The sequence below is a fragment of the Paenibacillus sp. J22P277 genome, assembly GCF_059383675.1.
This window is the reverse complement of sequence record NZ_JBXENS010000005.1, coordinates 43,789-65,110: the sequence shown is the minus strand read 5'-3', so window position 1 is coordinate 65,110 and position 21,322 is coordinate 43,789. Positions and strand designations below refer to the sequence as shown.

Annotated in this window: 21 protein-coding genes; 4 read left to right on the top strand and 17 right to left on the bottom strand. The window is 54.9% G+C overall.

Features of this window, described 5'->3' with window-relative positions:
- Positions 1-70: 70 nt before the first annotated feature.
- Together AC50YL_RS17495 and AC50YL_RS17490 are read right to left on the bottom strand one after the other, a co-directional pair.
- Positions 71-793 (bottom strand): AraC family transcriptional regulator, encoded by a 723-nt coding sequence (locus AC50YL_RS17495; RefSeq protein WP_494833487.1) that lies wholly within the window; start codon positions 791-793, stop codon positions 71-73.
- 315 nt (positions 794-1,108) lie between these two features.
- On the bottom strand, positions 1,109-1,558 hold the full coding sequence (locus AC50YL_RS17490; protein WP_494833485.1) for a DUF5412 family protein: 450 nt from the start codon (positions 1,556-1,558) through the stop codon (positions 1,109-1,111).
- Between the two features lie 266 nt (positions 1,559-1,824).
- Between AC50YL_RS17490 and mraY the strand changes: the two genes are divergently transcribed.
- The 3 genes from mraY (at position 1,825) to AC50YL_RS17475 (ending at position 4,054) form a co-directional block, all read left to right on the top strand.
- Positions 1,825-2,775 carry a phospho-N-acetylmuramoyl-pentapeptide-transferase gene (mraY, locus tag AC50YL_RS17485; RefSeq protein ID WP_494833483.1) on the top strand — a complete coding sequence of 317 codons (951 nt, stop codon included), beginning with the start codon at positions 1,825-1,827 and terminating at the stop codon, positions 2,773-2,775.
- A gap of 159 nt (positions 2,776-2,934) precedes the next feature.
- Positions 2,935-3,762, top strand: a complete 828-nt coding sequence (locus AC50YL_RS17480; RefSeq protein WP_494833481.1) for an MBL fold metallo-hydrolase — start codon at positions 2,935-2,937, stop codon at positions 3,760-3,762.
- A gap of 55 nt (positions 3,763-3,817) precedes the next feature.
- Positions 3,818-4,054, top strand: a complete 237-nt coding sequence (locus tag AC50YL_RS17475; protein ID WP_494833480.1) for a hypothetical protein — start codon at positions 3,818-3,820, stop codon at positions 4,052-4,054.
- Positions 4,055-4,117: 63 nt separating this feature from the next.
- Here AC50YL_RS17475 and AC50YL_RS17470 read toward each other — a convergent pair whose 3' ends face one another.
- The 5 genes from AC50YL_RS17470 to AC50YL_RS17450 form a co-directional block, all read right to left on the bottom strand.
- Complete coding sequence (locus AC50YL_RS17470) at positions 4,118-4,330, bottom strand: hypothetical protein (RefSeq protein ID WP_494833479.1); 213 nt, start codon at positions 4,328-4,330, stop codon at positions 4,118-4,120.
- 23 nt (positions 4,331-4,353) lie between these two features.
- On the bottom strand, positions 4,354-4,530 hold the full coding sequence (locus AC50YL_RS17465) for a hypothetical protein (protein WP_494833478.1): 177 nt from the start codon (positions 4,528-4,530) through the stop codon (positions 4,354-4,356).
- Between the two features lie 157 nt (positions 4,531-4,687).
- Positions 4,688-5,515, bottom strand: coding sequence for a carbohydrate ABC transporter permease (locus AC50YL_RS17460; protein WP_494833477.1), 828 nt, complete (start codon positions 5,513-5,515; stop codon positions 4,688-4,690).
- 37 nt (positions 5,516-5,552) lie between these two features.
- Complete coding sequence (locus AC50YL_RS17455) at positions 5,553-6,443, bottom strand: carbohydrate ABC transporter permease (protein ID WP_494833476.1); 891 nt, start codon at positions 6,441-6,443, stop codon at positions 5,553-5,555.
- Positions 6,444-6,500: 57 nt separating this feature from the next.
- Positions 6,501-7,766: an ABC transporter substrate-binding protein gene (locus AC50YL_RS17450; protein ID WP_494833475.1), complete on the bottom strand. Its 1,266-nt coding sequence runs from the start codon at positions 7,764-7,766 to the stop codon at positions 6,501-6,503.
- Between the two features lie 274 nt (positions 7,767-8,040).
- Between AC50YL_RS17450 and AC50YL_RS17445 the strand changes: the two genes are divergently transcribed.
- On the top strand, positions 8,041-8,253 hold the full coding sequence (locus tag AC50YL_RS17445) for an alpha/beta-type small acid-soluble spore protein (protein WP_494833474.1): 213 nt from the start codon (positions 8,041-8,043) through the stop codon (positions 8,251-8,253).
- 89 nt (positions 8,254-8,342) lie between these two features.
- On the opposite strand, the gene AC50YL_RS17440 is transcribed toward AC50YL_RS17445, so the two are convergent.
- The 10 genes from AC50YL_RS17440 to AC50YL_RS17395 form a co-directional block, all read right to left on the bottom strand.
- On the bottom strand, positions 8,343-8,597 hold the full coding sequence (locus AC50YL_RS17440) for a tautomerase family protein (RefSeq protein ID WP_494833473.1): 255 nt from the start codon (positions 8,595-8,597) through the stop codon (positions 8,343-8,345).
- A gap of 53 nt (positions 8,598-8,650) precedes the next feature.
- Positions 8,651-9,388, bottom strand: coding sequence for an SDR family NAD(P)-dependent oxidoreductase (locus tag AC50YL_RS17435; protein ID WP_494833472.1), 738 nt, complete (start codon positions 9,386-9,388; stop codon positions 8,651-8,653).
- A gap of 67 nt (positions 9,389-9,455) precedes the next feature.
- Complete coding sequence (locus AC50YL_RS17430) at positions 9,456-10,088, bottom strand: DsbA family oxidoreductase (protein WP_494833471.1); 633 nt, start codon at positions 10,086-10,088, stop codon at positions 9,456-9,458.
- On the bottom strand, positions 10,088-10,627 hold the full coding sequence (locus AC50YL_RS17425; RefSeq protein WP_494833470.1) for an NAD(P)H-dependent oxidoreductase: 540 nt from the start codon (positions 10,625-10,627) through the stop codon (positions 10,088-10,090). The genes AC50YL_RS17430 and AC50YL_RS17425 overlap by 1 nt, the downstream gene beginning before the upstream one ends.
- A 26-nt stretch (positions 10,628-10,653) precedes the next feature.
- Positions 10,654-10,977 carry an NIPSNAP family protein gene (locus AC50YL_RS17420; RefSeq protein WP_494833469.1) on the bottom strand — a complete coding sequence of 108 codons (324 nt, stop codon included), beginning with the start codon at positions 10,975-10,977 and terminating at the stop codon, positions 10,654-10,656.
- Positions 10,978-10,998: 21 nt separating this feature from the next.
- Complete coding sequence (locus AC50YL_RS17415) at positions 10,999-11,319, bottom strand: NIPSNAP family protein (protein ID WP_494833468.1); 321 nt, start codon at positions 11,317-11,319, stop codon at positions 10,999-11,001.
- 99 nt (positions 11,320-11,418) lie between these two features.
- Positions 11,419-11,988: a TetR/AcrR family transcriptional regulator gene (locus AC50YL_RS17410; RefSeq protein ID WP_494833467.1), complete on the bottom strand. Its 570-nt coding sequence runs from the start codon at positions 11,986-11,988 to the stop codon at positions 11,419-11,421.
- 322 nt (positions 11,989-12,310) lie between these two features.
- Positions 12,311-13,303, bottom strand: coding sequence for a ketol-acid reductoisomerase (gene ilvC / locus AC50YL_RS17405; RefSeq protein ID WP_494833466.1), 993 nt, complete (start codon positions 13,301-13,303; stop codon positions 12,311-12,313).
- A gap of 40 nt (positions 13,304-13,343) precedes the next feature.
- Positions 13,344-14,333, bottom strand: a complete 990-nt coding sequence (gene budA, locus AC50YL_RS17400) for an acetolactate decarboxylase (protein ID WP_494833465.1) — start codon at positions 14,331-14,333, stop codon at positions 13,344-13,346.
- 371 nt (positions 14,334-14,704) lie between these two features.
- A complete protein-coding gene (locus AC50YL_RS17395) occupies positions 14,705-21,217 on the bottom strand; it encodes a DNRLRE domain-containing protein (RefSeq protein WP_494834436.1) in 6,513 nt (2,170 codons plus the stop codon).
- Positions 21,218-21,322: the final 105 nt, after the last annotated feature.

Genomic DNA, 21,322 nt, shown 5'->3' with positions numbered 1-21,322 from the left:
CCCGGCTTGCCCGCATGGCTTGCTCCTACTGCTTGCCGGGCTTGCCTGCCTTGCCCGCTGAAGCGCAGCCTCAGGCTTTCATGGCCTCCATGATGGCCAAATACTGCACGTCGCCCAGGCCATAATGGGAAAATGCGCCGAACAGCCGCTTTAACAGCTCGTCCCGGGATTTCGATTGATTCTCCCGGATGAAGGCGGTAATTTCATTCTCGGGCTTGCGGTATTCGAGGAAGAGCCCGATGCCCCGGGCCATGGCCGGCATCAGGGGCGTCCCCGCAGGGAAGCGGCGTTCGATCAGGACCTGCCCGTAGACGGCACGATAGTCGGCGGGAGGAATATCGACGGCTTCGATTTCGTCCCGATTTTCCGCCTCTTTCGCCATATGGAAGAACAGCTTTCCTTCATAACCCGTTTGATTTAAATACGCCAGCGCGGTGAGCAAATTCATCTGGCAGAACATGTCGTCGCCGAACCATAACGCGATGCCGGAATGCCGGTGCTCGATCAGCGGTTTTAGCGGCGTCAGGGTAATACGCGCGTATTCCTGCGGCGATACTCCGTGCCCTTCGGCGCGCAACCGGTTAAACGCCTCGCCGAAAATAGGTTCGGCCGCCTCGCCGGAGCACATCGCCTCGTTGAAAGGCGCATAGTCGTCGCCTTCCCGCATGAGCCCGTTCGCGCCGAACGCCGCCTGCATGGCCTGGCCGTTCAAGAGATGCAGGATGCCTCCGTCCAACCCGGCATGCAGCTTGTTTTGAAGCTCTCGTATCCTTGTTTGCTTCGCATGGTCCATCGCCTTGCGCCTCCTCCGAGCGTCGCTTATCTTCTTGACTTATTCGAACGTTCTCCTTCGAGGCGGCGCTTCCCCCCGACGGGATCATGTTCTCTCCTTACTCTACCGCCTCTTCAGGCCATTCCGGCATCGGAATAAACCGGTAGTTCAACACGGCCTGAGCGATTGCCGCATTCCCTGCCTTGGCGATGATGACATGACGATCCTGGCTCAAATAATTTCGCGTGTCGATCCGGTCGCAGAAATTCATATAGGCGCCCGGAGAAAGGCTTCAAGGTATCCCCTTCCTTTACGGGAACCCCTCTAACCAACTATTTATTCGCGACTCTTGGTTACGCAATTGTAGTTTTTCTTGATTTTATAAGCACGGCAGGCTCTCCCGGTCGCGTCGTACACGTCGGTTGTCACGTTCAATACGGCATCGTAATTTCCGTAGTCCGCAGGATTCTTGATCGCCAACAGGCGATTATCCTGCCAGGTGATCGTCGGCGTATGTCGCGTGCGTTCGTAATAAACCGTGCGTACGGCATCATCGTGTTGATGGTCCGTGATATTGACGAACAGCATCACCCCGCCGGCCGCGCCGCCATAATTGCGATAAAAGGCCTGGGCGCTGTACGCCCCGTTCGGCGACTCGATAGGCGAATCGAAGGGCGTGCCTTGCGTGTAGCGAAAATCGTAGGTTAGTTGACGATAAAATACATAGGAAACAATGATTGCGAGGCATAGGCCGACAATCGTTAAGCATGTTGCAAGTTTTCGCATCGCGTCACCTCTTCCTCCATGTACGATAGACATATCCAACAACCACTTCGATCATCGCGATCGGAATACCTCCCAAGGGCAGCCGAATCGTCGTTGAACGATGCGCGCTTATGTCCGTTCGTTTAGGGAGTTTTACCGAAAATATGAAAAAAAGGCAGGCAAACCTTCACTTTTACGGACGAAAAACTTTAGGTAAAGTCATGATACTGGCTTAACCGAATCTTGCAGGTTTTTTCATGTTGTGATTGGGAAAGGAGATTTGCGCAATGCTCGATATATTCGGAATAGCCGGTCTTTCTTTTTTGCTTGTGGCGTTTCTTACCCCCCTGCTCATTCGCGGGCTGCGTTACCTGAAGCTAACCCAGCCCATTCGCTCGGAGCTGCCCCCCGACCATCAAGCCAAGAAAGGGACGCCTTTGATGGCGGGACTCGTTTTGCTGACCGGCGTCGCGACTTCCCTGCGGTTTCAACCTGCGCCCTGGATGATTTTTTTATGCGCCTCGTTTCTCTTATTCGGTTCGGTCGGCTTTATGGACGATTTCAAAAAGGCAACGCGACAGGACCCGTCGGGCATCTCCGGACGGACAAAACTGGTGTTTCAATTCGCATTTACGGGTATCCTGCTCATCGCCTTGCTCCGTTCGTTTTCGCTGACGAGCGAGATATCGCTGTTCAATGGCTATCAGCTGCATTTGCCCGTTTATGCGTACGTAGCGATCATGTTGCTTTTTGTAGTCGGCTCGGCGAACGCGATCAATTTCACGGATGGTTTGGACGGTCTATTGATCAATGCCGCCATTCCGACTTATTTTTTCTTCTTTCTCATATCGGACAAGCCGGAAGTGCAACTCTTCTCGCTCGTCATGATCGGTTGCCTGCTCGGCTTGTTTTTCTATAATATTTATCCCGCCAGGGCATTCATGGGAGATACCGGATCGCTGGCCATCGGAGGTTCGCTTTCCATTTTGGCGGTCATCGAGAAGATCGAAGTATTGATCCCGATTCTCTTTTCCGTGTATCTGGCCGAACAATGTTCGGTCATCCTGCAAGTCTGGTTCTACAAGCGCACGAAATTGCGCCTATTTAAAATGGCTCCGCTTCATTACCATTTCAGTTTGAAGTACGGCTGGAGCGAGAATAAGATCGTCCTGGCATTCGGTTTCGCTTCTTGGGCTTCCGCTCTGATCAGTTGGTTGATTTGGAAATACGCGCTTTAGGCTGGTGTCCTCTTATCGGGATCTGCCAACCGGATAGCCGGCTTAACGCGCGCCCGCCGTCGCTCCCGCTCCTGCCGCTGCTTGTGCGATGCGCACAAGGCGGAGTAAGATTGAGACGTGCTTCAGTCAGCCTATCTCGCAAAGGAGCTGAAATTATTCATGGCGAAAGAGACATCCGCTATCCAAGTCCGAGCGCCGCATACAAAGCCGATTACGGCCGAGGATTTCGAATCCTCGGACAACACGTCCATTTGGTGGCTCTCAAGCGCAGGATTCCTAATCAATTCCCGCGGAACCTTGCTTATGATCGATCCCGTTATTTCCATGCAAGCCGGCTCCGACGAGATTTGCGAAATCGGACATCGATTGTTGGTGCCGTTACCGATCTTGGCGGCAGACGTCCCGCGATTAGATGCGATTCTCTACACGCATTTGGATGATGATCACTTGGCTCCGGTCACGGCTTCGGCTTTGATCAAGACGGGGGGAATGTACGGGGGGCCGGCTATTGTCGTGCAAGAACTGGAACGGCTAGGAGTTCCTTCACGTCAGGCCCGGGCCTTCCGTATCGGCGAGCGGTTCCGAATAGGGACGATTGAAATCACGCTGACGCGAGCCGATCATGCTTGGCCAAGCCAGAATCCTTACGGTCCGGAGGACTGCTGCGGCTTCCTCATCGGCACCCCGGACGGGAAGATATGGTGCACCGGGGACACCCGACTGCTTGACGAGCATATGCAAATGAGCGAGGTCGACGTCCTGCTGCTCGACGTATCGGACGATCCCTATCATTTCGGCAAGGAGAATGCCGTTAAACTAGCGAACCGCCTGGAGCATGCAGCTATAATCACGCACCACTACGGAACCTATCACGAGCCTGAGATGCCGCCTTTCAATGGTGATCCGAACGAGCTTTCTCCGTATATCACCCGTGCGGACAATAGGTATCACATACTAGCCCCCGGCGAGCGATTCGTGCTGAAATAATGCGGTTCGACGATGTGATTACGATTCAACCTACCACCGACGGGAGGAAGCAAGCATGAGCTTGACAACAAATCAACAAACCCTGTTACTGGCATTAACCACGGAGTGGCTGTCACCCCTTCAGCTATCGGAGCGTCTTCCCAAAGAATGGGGAAACCTATCCCGCATTAATCAGTCGCTTAAAGATTTGGTCGGCCTAGGATTAGTGCAAGTTAATCCTGTTATATTCGGTCTGTATCGATTGACCGCGGATGGAACGAGCATAACGGACGCCCTCTCCGCCAACCCGTAAAGTGAATATAACGGCAAAAGAGCCGCCCGCAGGCGACTCTTTCCATAGTTATCGTCTTCCGCGTCAGGCCCCCGACAGCGCTCCATGCGCGGGGTTACCTCCGTACAATCGGGTTTGCATCGACAACCGCCAGGCTTGTTGCTTTAGCAGCACATTGAGCGTATCCGCCAAATTCAGCCGATTGGCGAAAAGGCCGTCGTTCATCCAATGATTCCAGCCGATCTCGTGAACCAATCCCCTTTTGGCAGAAGGCAGCTTCTTCCACACCTCGTTCATCCATAGCTTCCATTCCGCGGCGCTTACTGATGTTCGCGGATGTCTGCCTGCTCTAAAATGACTAAGGAATACACGGCGGAACCGCATTCTCCACCCATCGAACTTTGATTGATTACTTTCCAGCCGGCTTCTAGCAGCGCATTTAATTCGTCGAGATTATTTTTCTTGCCGGCATAATAGACAACGATGGCTTTCTGCATGGTCCAATTCACCTTCCTTGATCATTGTTGGTTACTCGTGATTCCTGCCCGCAATCAGGTGTATCGGACTGCTTCTTAGTCGACATATTCGCGGCTTGAGCAAACTATCCTGCCGGTTACTTCAAAAAAAGACGAGCCGCTTCCCGGCGCCGTTGCTTCAGCTCTTGATCGCGCCGGCCGCGATGTCCGAGATAAACTGCCGGCTGACGAAGAGGAACAAGATCACGAGCGGCAGAACCGCCAGCAGCGTCCCCGCGATGACCATGGCGTAATCCGTCACATAGATGCCGTTCAAGGACGACAAGGCGACCTGCAGCGTGAATTTCCGTTCGTTGTTCAAAATAATGAGCGGCCACAGGTAATCGTTCCATACCCCGATGAACGTGAACGCCCCGAGGAAGGAAAGCGCCGGCCGCAGAATCGGCAGCATGAGGCTCCAATAGATGCGAAAGAACCCGCAGCCGTCGATTCGGCCGGCCTCGATCAACTCGTTCGGAATGGATTCCTCGGCATATTGGCGGATCCAGAAGATCCCGAAGGCATTGACCATGCCCGGAATAATGAGCGCCTTGAACGAGCCGACCCAGCCGAATTTCGCCATGATGACGAAGGAGGGCACGAGCGACAGCTGCGCCGGCGCCATCATCGTGGCCAGCAGCAGCACGAACAGCCACTTCTTCCCCGGAAATTCGTACTTCGCGAACGTCACGCCGGCCAGCGAGTCGAAGAACAGCACGAGCAGCGCGACGGAGCCGGACACGAGCAGCGAGTTGCCGAACGCCCCGAAAAAATCGATCGTGGAGAAGACGCGCTCGATATTGCCCAGGAGCTGCGTGCCGAACCCTAATTTGGGCGGGTAGCTGTAGATCTCCCCCGTCTTGCGCGTGGCCATGACCGTGAGCCAATAAAAGGGGAAGATCGACAGCAGGAACCCCGCAATCAATACCGCATGCAATACCGCCGATTTCCATTTGCTTGTCGCCATCGGGCACACTCCTCTCGTGGTTTCGCTTCGAACGGCTTCAATTCGGGCTGCCTTTGACCAATCGCCAGTTCACCAAGGAGAACAGCGCGATCAGCACGAACATTCCCCAGCCGACGGCCGCGCCGTAACCGAAGTAATTGTTAATGAAGGCTTCCCGGTACAAGTAGAGCACGATGGTCAATCCTCCGCCGCCCGGCCCCCCGTCGTTGCCGACGAGCACCTGCGGTTCCGTGAAGATCTGCATGCCGCCGATCGTGGACGTGATAACGGTAAACAGGATGATCGGGCGCAGAATCGGCACCGTGATCCGGAAGAACGCCTGCGCGCCCGTCGCGCCGTCCATGCGCGCGGCTTCGTACAGGACGGCCGGAATGCTCTGCAGCCCCGCGAGATAGATGATGGCGTTATAGCCGACCCAGCGCCAGACGATCATGAGCGAGATGGCGAACTGGATGCCCCACGTCTTCTGCAGAAATTCGACGGACTGCAGACCGAAGAGGTTGAGCACGTAGTTGAGCAGGCCGTAATTGCTCGAGAACAGCGTGCTGAACACGATGGCGACCGCCACGAGCGACGTGACGTTCGGCAAGAAATACCCGATCCGGAAGAAGGTTCGGCATTTGACGAACGACGCGTTCAGCAGAAACGCCAGCACGAGGGCCAAGAAGAGCATCGGAATCGTGGAATAGATCCAGATGAGCAGCGTGTTGCCCACCGCATGCCAGAATTCGGGATCGCCGAGCATGAAGCGGTAATTGTTCAGCCCGTTGAACGTCATGTCGCCGATGCCGTCCCATTTCTGAAAGGATAAATACATCGAGAACGCGATCGGAAACAAACCGAATATCGCAAACACGATGAAAAAAGGCGAGATGGCCGCATAAGCCTTGCGATGCTTCCAGATTTCAGTGGTCAACCTGCGATTCATGGGCGCAACCTCCTCGTTCGTTCATTCATTCCGACCTGCGCGCGCGATGCCGTCCCGCTATCGGAGCAGTTCCTTGTCGATGCGCGCCAAGGTATCGCGCCAGGCTTGGTCCGGATCCTTGCCTTGGGTCGAGACCGACTGCAGCTGACGGTTCACGATCCCGTTCACGTTCACGTACCGCGGTCCGAAGTAGGACGGCTTCACTTGCAGCGCCGATGCCGTGAAGATCTCGCCCGTCGCCTGGCCGCCGAAGAAGTCCTCCTTCCGTCGCAACGCCGGCGCATCCAGCGCCGTCTTGGCGGAAGGAAACAGATTGACGTCGGCGAAGCTCTTCACTTGGTTCTCCGGATTTTGCAGCCATTCGATCAGCTGGAACGCTTCGTTCGGATGCTTGCTGGTACCCATGATCGCCAGGAACGAGCCGCCGTTGTTGCCGTCTCCTCCCGGGGCCCGGGCGACGCGCCATTTGCCTGCCGTATCGGGAGCGGCCTGCTGGAGGATCTCCTTGTTCCAGACGGCGCCGACGAACGAGGCGATCTTGCCGGTATTCATGGCGGCGCTCCATTCCGGCGTTCCGTTGTTCGCGTTCGCAAGCAAGCCCATACCGGAAGCCTTGACCGCGAGATCCCATGCCCGCTTCATCGAAGAGGACGGATCGTCCCCGATGAACGCATCGTCCTTGTCGAAATAGATATTCTCGCTCTGCGCGTTCACCTGCGTATAAATCGTGCCGATATTGTCCGTCAGCTTGACGCCGTCGCCGAGTGCGTCCTGCAGCTTCTTGCCGGCGGCGAGATAAGCGTCCCAGGTGCCCATCAGCTTATGGACTTCCTCGGGATCGGACGGCAGTCCCGCCTGCTCGAACAGGTCGGCCCGATAAAACAGCGCGGTCGGCCCGGTATCGATCGGCAGCGCGACCATGCGGCCTTGCGGCGTCACGCCGAGCTGCCATTTCCAAGGCAAATAATCCTTCTCGATGTCGTGCGCCCCGAGCTTATAGAGGTCGTAGAACCGGTCGGCATTCGGGAACATCTCCGTGACCCAGTCGTTGAAGGCCACGATGTCGGGTCCGCCGGAACCGGCGGCCAAGGTCGTCTTGAGCTTGGATTTGAAGTCGCCGCCGACTTTCTGCGCCACGATCCGCACATTCGGAAATTGGCTTCGAGCGGCTTCAATGAGCTTGTCGTCGAGCCCGCGGTTCCAGTACCAGATCGTAAGCGTCGTCTTCTTCTCGGCAGCCGCTTGCGGGGAGCATCCCGTCAGCATGATCGCGGCGATGAGCATCGCCGTCAGCATCGCCGAAAACGTCGCGCGTGTGGTCATCTTCGTTCCCTCCAGTCGGCAATTGTAGTCGGCCAAGCAGATGTAAGCGCTTATAATCAATTGATTCCTTACAATAAACCGAAGCAAGCATCCGTGAATCCAAGAAATAATGGCAATTTGGTGACATCCGATTGCGCTCGGATGCGCGAGCAGCGCAAAAAGGCTAGCGGATTTTCAGTTGAATGGCCTCCTGACTCCGCACATGATCAAAAAATGTATAGATTTGATTTTATGGGAGAAATTAAAGCCAATCCCAATCTAGGAGGCATAGCAAATGGCAAATAACTCGCTAGTCGTACCGCAAGCAGCTCACGCGCTGGATCAACTCAAATTCGAAGTTGCGCAAGAACTCGGGATTCAGCTTTCTCCCGATGGATACAACGGCAACTTATCGACCTTTAATGCCGGCAAAATAGGCGGATCGATCACCCGCAGATTAGTCCAAATTGCCGAACAAAGCCTTGGAGGCGCGCAAAACTTCCGATAATACGCAAAAACAGGACAGCTATTCTCTGAATAGCTGTCCTGTTTGTTATTCCGCAGGCATTCGGCCCGTCTCTCTTTTTCTTTGCAAGATCAACCTCGGCCTTCGGAGACTGCCTTCTGCGCGGCCAACTTCCGGCGATATTCCAGTGCGGGAAGTCCGCCCCAGCCCCAGTTGTCGGTGTCGACTTCTTCGATCACGACGAAGGTCGATTCCAACGGTTTATTCAGCACGTTGAGCAGCAATTCACTTACGCCCTTGATAAGGGCCGCTTTCTCTTCGGCGGTCACCGAATCACGTTCGGGTGTCGTGCCCTCTCGCGTGACTTGAATGTTTACGATCGGCATGCCTAATCTCCTCCATTCGTTTCCCGTTTTGCTTCCGCGTTGCTCCGTCTAAATTAGCAGCCGGCGCTTTGGCCGCCGTCCACATGAAGAATTTCGCCCGTGACGAACTGTGCAGAATCCAAGTAAAGCACTGCTTCGACGATTTCGTGCTCCTCGCCCATACGTCCCATCGGATGCAGCTTGGCCAAAAACTCGTGCGTTTCAGGCGCATGCATCGGCGTCTTAATAACGCCCGGCGACACGGCGTTCACGCGGATACCGCGTGTCGCGTACTCGATCGCGAGCGCCTTCGTCGTGGAGTTCAGACCGCCCTTCGTCAAGTTCGCAAGCGCGGAAGGCACTTGCGCCGTCGGCGAATCCGTCAAACTTGTCGTGATATTGACGACGTGGCCTCCGCCTTGTTTCAACATTTGCGCAAGCGTGCGCTGCGTGAGATGGAAGAAGCCGGCGACGTTCGTGCCGATGTATCTGGCGAAGTCTTCCTCGGTGTATTCCGTGAATGGCTTCGCTATGAAAATACCTGCATTGTTGATCAGCGTGTCGATGCGGCCGAATTTCGCCAATGCCTCGTCGACGAGACGCTGCGCGACTTTAGACTCCATGACGTCGCCGGCTACGATATGCACGTGCTCGCCCGTCGGATCGATATCCTTCGCGGCATTCGCCAGCGCTTCTTCGCGACGTCCGTTGATTACGACATTTCCGCCGCGTTTCACGAATTCCACGGCCATTGCTTTACCCATTCCGCTGCTGCCGCCAGTGATAACATATACTTTTCCTTGATTGCTCATTTTATTCCCGCTCCTCGTTTATATTAATTTGTTCCTCATCGTCTTGGACGAAAGTTGCAGCGGCTGCTTAGTCCCGCTTGAATGCGTTGATCAGATCGGCAGGCGACTGCAGGCCGGATAAGGCGTATTTATCGTTGATGACGTAAAAGGGCACCCCTCTGATACCAAGCTTCTGCGCGTCGCGCTGTCCTTCTTCCGCCTTCTCGAGTCCTTCCCCTCGGAGAAGCCGAGCTTTGAGTTCCGCGGGATCGTTCGTGACCCCGCCGGCTTGCGCGATCTCCGCAAGCTTGTCTACATCGCCAAGATTAACGCCCTGTTCAAAATAAGCCGCGTATAAGCGCTCGATCAATTGCGATTGCAAGCGTTCCGGCGTAATCGCGATTAGCTGGTGCGACAACACCGTATTAGGCGTAAACTTCACCAGGTCCATATTGTAATTCAGGCCGAAATGCGCCCCGGTTTCGTTATATTGCTTCATTCTTGCTTCAAATTGCGCTTCTCCGCCCAAGCGGCCGATCATGACCTTTCGGTAGTCCTCGCCTTCCTTGCGGATGCCGGGATTCAATTGATACGCATGATAGCGAACCGTTACGTTCATGCCGTCGGGCAATTCCTTCAGCGCGGTTCTCAAGCTCGCGTCCCCCATCCGGCACCAGGGACATACCGTGTCCATATAAACGTCGATTTTCACGTCGTTCATTACGCCTCCGCAGCCGGTTTAACCGTCTTGATGTGCTGGACGTACGCTTTGCTGCTTTGCGCCAGACGCTCGGGGGTGACGTCGGACGTATCGTTAACCGAGAAGTGCGGCAGATATACGGCGCTGATGAAACGCACGCTTGCTTGAACCGGCGCCAAAATCTGTTCCAGCGTCAAGCGGTTGAATCCTGTAGGCTGATAGGATTCTTCCGTGCCGTAAGTCGAGATGGCCACGCCGATTTCTTTGCCGGTCGTAGCGGTCGCTTCGGGACCGTAAGCCCAGTTGTACAGCAGCACGTCATCGAACCATTTTTTGAGCAGGGGCGGCATGTTGTACCAGTAAAGCGGATATTGGAAAATAATACGGTCATGCGTTTCGACGAGCTGCTGCTCCCGCGGAACGTCGATAGTATGGCCTGGATATTCTTTGTACAGCTCGTGGATGGTGATATCGCCATTCTTCTTCAGTTCTTCTACCCATGCTTTGTTCCAGTTGGATGCTTCCAGGTTCGGGTGCGCTACAATTACGAGTGTTTTCATTTGAATTTGCTCCATTCGTTTATAGGTTAGTTGTTTTTAAAAAAGGCTGCGTTATGCATGAAGATGCTTTCCTGTTTCTCTAACAGAGGGCCATCCAGCTCCGAAAGCCGCTTAACTTCGATCCAATCGGGATCTGCGCGGAAACGTTCGTAGTTCGCATTGCGCGCTTCCATATCGGGATGCTCGACGACATAATATAGGCGATTGTTCGCGGTATCCGCATCCACCCAAAAATGCTTGATCGTCATCCCATGCTTCTCGAATAGGGCAACGACATGCCTGTCGAAGCGCTCGATAATGGCTTCCATCTTGCCCGGAGCGACATCATAAATCCTCATCTCGTATAACATCTGTTCACCTCCATTTCAGAATTAACCTTGGAAAAAAGCAGCTTGATTCATGTACGCACTCTCGACATACTCGTACAGCACGCCATCCGGTTCCGTACGTTTCCTCAAGTCCAGCCATTCCGGGTCTTCCATGAATGCCTTGTAATTACGTTCCCTGGAAGCCATGTCCGGATGCTCGAGCACATAATACAAACGGTCCTTCGACTCATCCGCATCCACCCAAAATTGGGTGACTTTCATATTATGTTTTGCCATCAGACCGATCGTATCCGTTCTGAATCGGCTCAACATCGCCTGTAGTCGGCCCGGTTTCATTTGGTAAGTCCGCAATTCGTAAAGCATCGGCAACCAGCCTCCCGCGATCGTGTATTTTTCATGGAATCCACAGCAGACTACCTATTAAAAGGTAGATAATGCGAAGAAAAAATCCGCCTCTTTCTATTACGATAAGGCGGATATGATGCCTTCGGCAATCAAGTCGAATCGGTTGGCATCCCGGAAGGTTCTTGCAAGCAGCTGCGCCCCTTGCAAAGACGCCAGTATTTGGAGCGCCTGCACTTCCGCCGTTCCTTTGAATTGAAGATGACCCTCGCTGCGACCTTGCTCGAGCACCCGTTCTACCCACGCCAAGTTGGCGGTGAAGAACTCTGACAGCTTCTCGCGTACCGTCTCCGATAAGGTGGCCAGATCCGAAGAAAGCATCACGCTCAGGCAGGTACAATACGTATCGACCGGAACTCTGAAAATGATGACGTATTTGCGTATCTTCTCCAAATTGTTCTGCGTCTCGGCGTCGATATGAGCAATGTTGCCGACGAAATCTCGGTGATACCTGGTAATTAACGCTTCTCCTAGATCCTCCTTATTCGGAAAATGGTAGTGAATGCTCGCCGTGCGTATTCCGACCTTCTCTGCAATGTGCGCATAGCTGAAGCCATTGAATCCGACTTCCTGCACAAACGCCTGGGCCGCATCGAGAATCAACTCTGCCGTGTTTTTGTTGTTGTTCATGTTTGCATTCTACCTTTCAGTAGGTATAAAGTCAAGACACTTTTGCCTCCAAAAATTTGAAACGAAAATATTCGGCTCCAATGCCCGAACGTATTTCGCGATCTCGCTCCTTAGGATGCTTCATTGATCCACTTTCAAATCCATCTGCCTTATGGTAAAAGATTATCCCGCTCGGCTATGGACGGCGAGATTACCGCGCTGCTGCCGGTTAACGGCGGACTGTTGTTTCCCATTTGATCGATAAACAAAAGTTGTCGGCCGCGCCGGCAACTTTTGTTTTTGTATTTGTATGGATTGATCGGTTCATCCTATAGAATAAGAATTACTTCTTGATCCAGTGCATCAGTTCGCGAAGCTGGCCGCCGACCGCTTCGATCGGGTGCTGCGCTTCGTTGCGGCGCGTAGCCGACATGAACGCGTTGTTGGATCGGTTCTCCAAGATGAAGTCGCGCGCGAATTTACCTTGTTGAATGTCCGTCAGAACGGCTTTCATCGCTTTTTTCGTTTCGTCCGTCACGATACGGGGACCCGTTACGTAGTCGCCGTATTCCGCCGTGTTGGAGATCGAATCGCGCATCGTGGACAAGCCGCCTTCGTACATCAGGTCGACGATGAGCTTCAGCTCGTGCAGACACTCGAAGTAGGCCATTTCCGGCGCATAGCCGGCTTCGACCAACGTTTCGAAACCTGCTTTAACCAGCGCGGTCGCGCCGCCGCAAAGAACGGCTTGCTCGCCGAACAGATCGGTTTCGGTTTCTTCGCGGAACGAAGTTTCGATAACCCCGGCGCGCGTGCAGCCGATGCCTTTCGCATAAGCCAGGCCGATTGCTTGCGCATTGCCCGTCGCGTCTTGCTCGATCGCGATCAGACCGGGTACGCCGAAGCCTTCGACGTACGTGCGGCGAACCATGTGACCCGGCGATTTAGGAGCAACGAGCAGTACGTCGTTGTCTTTGCGCGCTTTGATTTGGCCGAAGTGAACGTTGAAGCCGTGGGAGAACATCAGCGCTGCGCCTTGTTTCAGGTTCGGCTCGATTTCTTCTTTGTAAACGCGGGCTTGCGTTTCGTCCGGCATCAGGATTTGTACGACGTCGGCCAGCTTAACGGCTTCGCCTACGGACAAAACTTCGAAACCGTCGTTTTTGGCTTTCTCGGCGGATTTGCCGGCGCGAAGGCCGATGATGACTTTCAGTCCGCTGTCGCGCAGGTTTTGCGCTTGCGCGTGACCTTGGGAACCGTAACCGATGACTGCGATCGTTTTGCCTTGCAGAACGCTTTGGTCTGCATCTTTTTCATAATACAATGTAACTGCCATTTGTAGATGAAGCCTCCTATATGTAACCTTGATCTTTTATCTAGTGATCGGTTTCAACCTGGTGAACATCGGCTGGATTAACTTGCGTTAGATCGGTATCATGAAACTCTTGCGATTGCGGCAGCTCTACTTCCAGCTTATCGATCGCATCGATTTGCGCTGTGCCGGAGGTCATTTTCAGATTCAGAACATGACCGCCGATTTTTTTATCGTCGCTTACGAAGTGCGCGTGGAAACCGGGAACGTTCAGCATAGCCGCATAGTTAGGCGTGTAGAAGACAACCAAGGTTCCGGTTACGTTTTGATACTCCCACACGGATTGTTTTTCCAGCACTTTGGGAAGCGTCGGGAATGGCTTATTCTGCTTGGGTTCGGAACGGACTTTCAGGTCGTTCAGCGTCCCGTGAACCTTGAAGGCATAGAAATTGTTTTTCTTTGTTATTTCGGCAGACAGGATTTTAGTCAGGCCCTCGAAATGATCAATTTGTCCCACTTCAATCGTTTTATCGTTTTGGAAATTCACCGTCGATACAAAGGGCGTTTTCTCCTTGTCGTCTACCTGGTAAAAATGCCCCTCGTTATCGAAACGATAGAATTTACCGTTCACCTGAGTCAGCTCGCCATTTACGCCATTAAAAGTTCCAAGCCCCGTATCTCCATGCTCAGCCACTTCGCGAAGCGTTTTATCCCCTTCGAATTGACCTTGCATCAGGGCATTAATCGTCGAGTATTGGTACAACGTATTTTGACTTACCTTCTCTTTTGCCTCTATGGCTTTTGCCACATCGACCTCTGCTGCAGCTTTAGCCGACTTGGCCGCGGCCACTTTGACTTCTGCAGCAGCGCTAGCCGCCTTAGCCTCTGCCAACTTGGCTTCTGCCGCTGCCTTGGCCTTCTCGGCTTCTGCCACGCCAACGTCGGCGGCGGCTTTCGTTGCCGGTTCGCTGCCGGAAGCAAACGCCGTGAGTGCCGCTGCCAGAAGAACCGCAAGCAAAGCAACGGATGATACGATCGTCTTCTTGTTGTTCATGATGCTCCTCCTAGAAAAGAATATTTATTTCTATTGATTCAGTAACTTTTACTAGTGTAGTTATATTATTTTTCGATTACAAATTACAAAACTACAACATTATCATAAATTTATTTATTATATGGAAAAATGCGCTTGGGAATATGAAAAAAAGCTAGCCCCGGTACATTACCGGAACCAGCCTAGCGGGTAGGGCTTTTTCTAACGGATGCACGACTTCGGCTTTGCTCATCCCGACGCGTGCTCCCCTAAACTCCGATAAATGAAAAAGACAAAGAGGACAGCAATAAAGCTGTCCTCTTCCCGTGTCTTTTCTTAACGAAGCGACTTGCCCTTCATCCTTCTGCTGCTTGCTTGCCGGTCCATTTTTCTTATTTCGCCATCGGCATGGTGCGAAGAATAACCGTTACGGCTTCCGCTCTCGTCGCTCCATTGGCCGGCTGGAACTTGCCTTGATAGCCTTCGATAATCCCTAAGCTTGCCGCCATGTGGATGGAAGCTTTCGACCAATCGGGCAGTTTGTTTTCGTCTTTGAAAACGATAGGACTTTGTTCGTTCTTGTCCAGTCGGAAAGCACGGACCAGCATCGTGATCATCTCGGCACGGTTAATGGGTTTGTTGGGAAGCAGCGTACCGTCTTCGTATCCCGTTACAATGCCCGCAGCGACGGCCGCGCCCAGACCCTCTTCGGCCCATGCCGGGATATCCTTGCGATCCGTGAACCCGCTCAGGTCGCGAACTTCGGTTAAGTCGAGCGCGCGAACGAGCATGGCGGAGAATTGCGCTCTTGTGAGCAGGGCATTCGGTTTCATGCTTCCGTCCGGATACCCGGTCAAAATGCCCATTTTGGCAGCCTCCGTAATTTCTGCGGCAGCCCAATGATTGTTTACGTCATACCAAGTCGGCATCGGCAGTTCCGGCTTTTGCTCGCCGTCCGCCAAATAAACGGCAAACTTGCCGATCTCCAACGTTGCGACCGTGATGGTTCCGTCTTTCGCATAGCCGCCAAGCTCAATCCATTGGTTACCGGTTTCATCCAACCGGAATACGGAAGCTCTTCCCCCGCCTAGCGACGACGAATCGAAGTGGATGGAAAGGGTGATGGCCTTGCTCAGCTTCCGGCCGGCATCCATCTCGATCGCGTACACGGGGCTCAGTAACTTATACGGCGCCGTGTTGGTTTCCGATTCCAGCTTCCGAAGCTTCAGTCCAAGTCCCTGACTCTCTTGCGGGATATCGACCGTCAATTCGTCGCCCAGCTTCATGGTTTCGCCTGCCGGTGCTGCCGGCGGCAGTATAACCGCGGGACCCGAAGTATCGGCTGCTTGCCGATGAACGGCGATCGTGTAGATCGTTCGATCCGCCGTTCCCGCTGACTTCGCTTCCAGCGTGATCAGATTGACGCCGGTTTGAAGCGCGATCGCTTCGCTTTCCTCCCCGCTTGCCAGCGTTCGCTCCCCGCCGTCCGGCAGGCCAATGACGATCGCCAGGCTTGCGTCCCGCGCAGCAGGACGGAACTTCAGCTCCGCGACGTTATTCGGCACCTCGACCGTATACTGAAGCCGGTCCGGCGCAAAGGCCGGCGACAAGCTTCCCGCGGACAGGCCGATATCGCTTAATGCCGCGCTTCGTTCGACGACAAGCCGGTATTCGCGCTTCGCTTGGCCATCCTCCGACGTCACCGCGATGATAATGGACGTTCCCTCGACGGCGGCGATCGGCATGCTCGCGGTTCCGCTCTTCACCTCGACCGGATCACCGTCCCCGGATCGCACCGAGATCGAGGCGCGTTCGTCGGCCGCGGCAGGCGTAACTTGAACAGTGTCGCTGCCTGCCGGCACGAGCAGCTTGTAATCGTAACGATCCTTCGCAAAAGCCGGCGATAATTGACCTGTCGTCAGCTGCAGGTCATTCAATTCGGCGGATACGCCCGACTTGCGAACGCGAACGGAAGCATGCGCCTCTCCTCCGATCGCGTTGGCCGCCGTAATCGTGGCCGTTCCTTCGCCTGCGGCCGTAACGTTGCCATCGGCATCGACCACGGCGACGTTCTCGTCGCTGGACGTCCAGCGCACCGAGCGGTCCACCGCGTTAAGCGGCTTGACCGTCGCGACAAGCTTGCTTCCGCTGCCGCCGAGCAGGAGATCGAGCTCGGACCGGTCCAGCGCGATCGCCTGAATCGGCATCGTATACACGATTCGCAAATAAGGCCGCTGCGAGACATCCGTGTAATCTTTGGTGCGGAACCGCTTCGTCCCGGTCATCTCGGGATTGCTCGCATCCGGGTAAGTAGTTCTCTTCAGCACGACGCCATAGTTGCTTGCCGGCGCATCGATCCATTGCTGAACGTCTGCCGGGAGATTAAACGCGTACCAGGCCGGATCGTCGTTTACGTTCACCGTGGCGCTAGGAGCGGACGCGAACGGATCCGTTCCGTTCGTAATATAATTCTCCCACGTCACCTCGCCGGGCTGACCCGGGGAGCCGTCGTTCGAATCGCCGCTGCCGCCGGAGCCTTCCGTCCAAGACGCATTGGCTCTGTGCGCGAAAATGTCGAACGGGCGGTTCGTGCTGCGTTGCGCGTAATGATACAGGTTCAAGCTAGCTTCGCTTACGATCGCCCCTTCCGGTATCGGCAGGTTGTCGAATCGAATCAGACCGTACTTCTGGTCGCTGGCGCTCTGATTGTAATAGCCGACTTCGATGCCATGCTGACCGCCAAGATTGTATTGATAGTATTTGTTGCCCGTCGATCCCGTTCCTTGGGAAAGCTGGGTATCCGCCGTGCCTGCGTAGCCGTCGACGCCTTGCTGCAGCGCGACGGCAGCCTTCGGCACCGTGACGTCATACGTTTTCATGATCGTGCCGCCGATCGAAACGGTCACGATAATCCGGTTATCGCCGATTTCGAGCGGGAACGAAGGACTTTGTTGTCCGCTTGCGATCTGCGTCGGCGGCTCTCCGTTGACCGACCACGCGATAACGGCATCCTCATCTTCCGCGATAGGCGTGATCGCCAGATGATTGTAAGCCTCCGGCACGGCAGCGGCATACGTCGTCGTCTCCGGTTGGAACGGCGTCGTGAATTCGCCCGCGCTTAACTGCAGCCCTTGCAACGCCCCTGTCGACTGTGCGCGGGTGACGGTTACCGTCATGGACGCCGTATGTCCGCCGTCCACGGTCGTTGCCGTAATTTCGGCGCTGCCTTTGCTGATCGCATGCACCGTGCCTGTACGATCGACGCGCGCCACGGCTTCGTTACTCGAGGTCCAGGTTACGTCGCGGTTCAGCGCGTAGTCCGGCAATACGGTCGCCTTAAGCATGGATTGCGCGCCGGCTTCCAGCATCAGCTCGGACGGCGCAATCGTGACGCCCGTTGCCGGAATCGTATAGGTGACTTCAAGCTTTGGGCGCCATTCCAGTACGTTATCGGACGAAGCGAATGCGTATGCGGTATCCTTGCCTTCCAACAGGAAGCCGAAGTTGGATTCCGGCTGCTCCATCCACCCCTTCGCAAGCCCGGTCATGTCGATCTCGTTCCAGCGATAAGGTTGTTTGTCGATCGAAGCCGTAACGGACGGTACGGCTTCATAAGCAGGGCGCGTCTCCCAAGTCGTCCAGTTCTGTCCTTCGGGAACCGCGCTTCCATTATCCCCCGTACCTTCACCCTCGTTCCAGTTCTCGGTTACCCGATGTACCGAGATGCCATTGGTAAGCGTTTCGTCCGAAGTACCTGCTTCGAGCAAATAAAGACCTAGCTTGGCCGAAACGATTTTAGCGCCTTTCGGAACGGACGACAGATCGAATCGCATCAATCCGTTCCGATGATCCTGGGTCGGAGGCAGGTCCGGCTTCACAGCGCTTCCGTCGGACAATTGGATTTCCGACATCTGGAGATACGAATCCCCGTGGTTTGCCGTGAAATTGAATCTGTACATCGTATAGGCCGTTTCGTTTCCGATATTCCGGTAGGTCTTGGTCATGAAACGCTCGGCGAACGACTGATCCGTCTTCGTGTCCAACACATCCCAATTCCGACCGTCGTTCGACCCCTCGAAGGTCCAGTTTTGCGGATCTCTAGCCGGCGTATCGTTCGCGGATGAGAGCGCATAACCGTTCACGGCAACGGGTTCTTTCATGGCGAACGATACGGTGGCTTGATTTTGAAACGCCAGCCATTTCGTCGAAAGCCCATAATCGATCAGATTGTCTTTACCCTCGGTATCTGGACTGGTGCCGGTTGCGGACACCGAAGCCACTTTGCCGCTGACGTTTCCGTTCATCATCGGCAGCACGGGCTGCTGCGGTCCGACTTTCAGCTGCAGGTTATGGCCGAAGTTGCGGATATTGGCGTCATTGGCCGGCAGCTCCACGATTTGCGTATCCGATGTCCCTGCATAACCGCCTGCTCCATTCCGCAAGACGGTCGTCTGCGTGACGCCGGAATGCGGATTGCCTTCTCTTGCCTCCAAATAATGAAGCAAGAGCGCCGTCGTATCCGTTTGGATCATGTTGATTCCGCGGTTCAGCAGCCATGGATACCCTGCGTTCGGATCCGACAGGAACGCATAATCGCCGTGTCGGCCTACCAACCCCGGAACGGAGAAAATCGTGTTGACCCACACTCTTGCGCCTGCCGCGCGAAGCTCGCTGATTAAATCAGGATTCACGATGGGAGCGTTGTCGTCGTTGAAGCTGATCTCGAAGGCATTGACCGTAAACGGCGTCGTGGCCGGATTCATGAAGTCGCGGGCCGTACCCGGATCGGATGTCAGCTGCATGAACAGCGGCTGCACGGCGGATTGATGGAATTTCGCCATCCAGGCTGCCGTCGAGGATTTGTCCGAGCCGGTTTTGTACAAGGCGTGATCCGTCGTATCGGTGCGGACCAGGATATCCCACATCGTGTCCCAATTCGCATTCTTGATATCCAGGTTGACCATAATATGGCCTCTTGCGACAGCCATCGCTTCTTCCAGCGTCGGAATGGTCTCGCATGGGTTGCTGATCGTGCCGTTGCTGTTGCGGAGACAAAGCTGCTTAATCTGAGCCAGCGTAAGGCTGCCCACGTTGCCGCTTCCGTTCGTCGTCCGGTTGACGCTGTCGTCATGCATGAGGACGGGAACGCCGTCGCTCGTCGTGCGAATATCCAGCTCGACCATGTCCACGCCTTCTTCAATGGACGCGCGGATAGAGTTCAGTCCGTTCTCCGGCATGCCGTTCAGCCAATTCCCCCGATGGGCGACAACCAGGACGCGGCCGTTCGGATCCAGGAAATCGCGGATAATCCGATCGCCTGTTCCGCCGGTTTCCCTATGCTTGATCAAGACGGTATACAAGCCGGACTTCCCAGGCTCCTCGGCATTTTGCGATTCGACCTTCACTGCGATCCGCGTGGTGTCCTGCTGCAGCGGGACAGCTTTGCTCAAGCTGCCGCTTGCAACCGTCTGCGGCTCCGCACCATCAGCCGATACCGTAATGACGGCATCCTGCTCGAAGGCCGTCGGGGTCAAATAGACCTCTTTCGTGTTCAGCGGCACCTCGAGCGTATAATCGTGCAGCTCGGATTTAAATCCGGGCACGATCGCCGCGCCCTTCACTTCAAGCCCGGAAAGGACGCCCTTCATGTTCAGCTCCGTCACGGTAACTTGGACCGTATCCGAGTAGGACGTACCGTTGCCTGTCGCGGTCACCTGAATCTCCGTCGTTCCCGGACTTACGGGCGTCACCGTCCCGGCGGCATCGACGACCGCTACCGACGCGTCGCTCGAAGTCCATGCAAGCGCTCCGTCCAGGCGGGCGTTAAGCGGTCTCGGGAAAGCGATGTCCGCAAGATCGACCGGCGCTTGTCCGGCGACCAGTTGGATCGGCTCGCTTACCATGCGGATACCCGTAAGCGGCATCTCGTAATTCACCGTCAGTTTGGGTCGAATGCTGGAATTGGCATGCTGCGCCGAAGCAAAATCCTTCGTCGAAGGCTTCGTTTCGGCATCGCTCGAACTATCGGGTTCCTTCAGAATGACGCCATTATTCGCTTCGCTGCCGCTGACCCATTTTTGAGCCAACTCGGTTAAGGTCCAACCGTACCACTCGCCAGGCGCAGTGCCGACAACCTTGGAGTCGAGCAGAACGGTCTCGTCGAAGTTCGGTTTCGTCCCCCAGACGACGCCCGGCGCTCCAACCGTTCCATCGTAGCCCGTTCCCGTTCCCTCTTCCCATGCGCTCGTAATTTCGTAAAGGTTCATCGTCTTGTCGGATTTCGGTCCGTTGTTGCGAACGCGCATATCCACCAGATTCAGATCCATTCGCGCGTCCTTCACGTAAGCCTCTCTCGGGATCGACGATAGATCGAATTGGAAGAGTCCCCACTTGCGGTCCGCCATTAATGGGTCGTAATAACCAATTTCCACAGCCTCATGAGCACCGGTATTTTTGCTTCCATGACGCCCCTCGCTGACGTGAGCGTCTTTCTGTCCGCCATAATCAGTGCTCTGCTGAAGGACTACGGCCGTCTTCGTGACTTGAATGGAATAACGGGTGCTCGACTGACCGTCTTCGGATTTTACGTTGACCGAGATCAGATTACGGCCGATCTCCAGCGGCAGGGATGAGCTTGCCGACCCGTTTGCCACCGGGATGTCCGCATCGCCGTTGATCGATACCGAGATGCTCGCATCCGCATTGGAAGCTATCGGAGTCAACGATAGCGCGTTAACCGTATCTGCGACATTCGCGGTATAGGAAGTATGCGTAGATTGAAAGGCCGGGGAAAGCGAACCCGAGCTGACGGAAAGCGAAGTAAGGAACGGCTCTTCCTCCGATGCTGCGAGGATACGAGCCGGGAATAAGGCCGCTAACGCCGACCATAAGAGGAGAAGCGTCATCACCCCGGCAAGCAACCGCTGACATGAATCGTTTTTACAAGCATTCATCGTTCATATTCCTCCACATTCGTAAGTGATAAACGCGTACTCCCTTGGTGAATAACC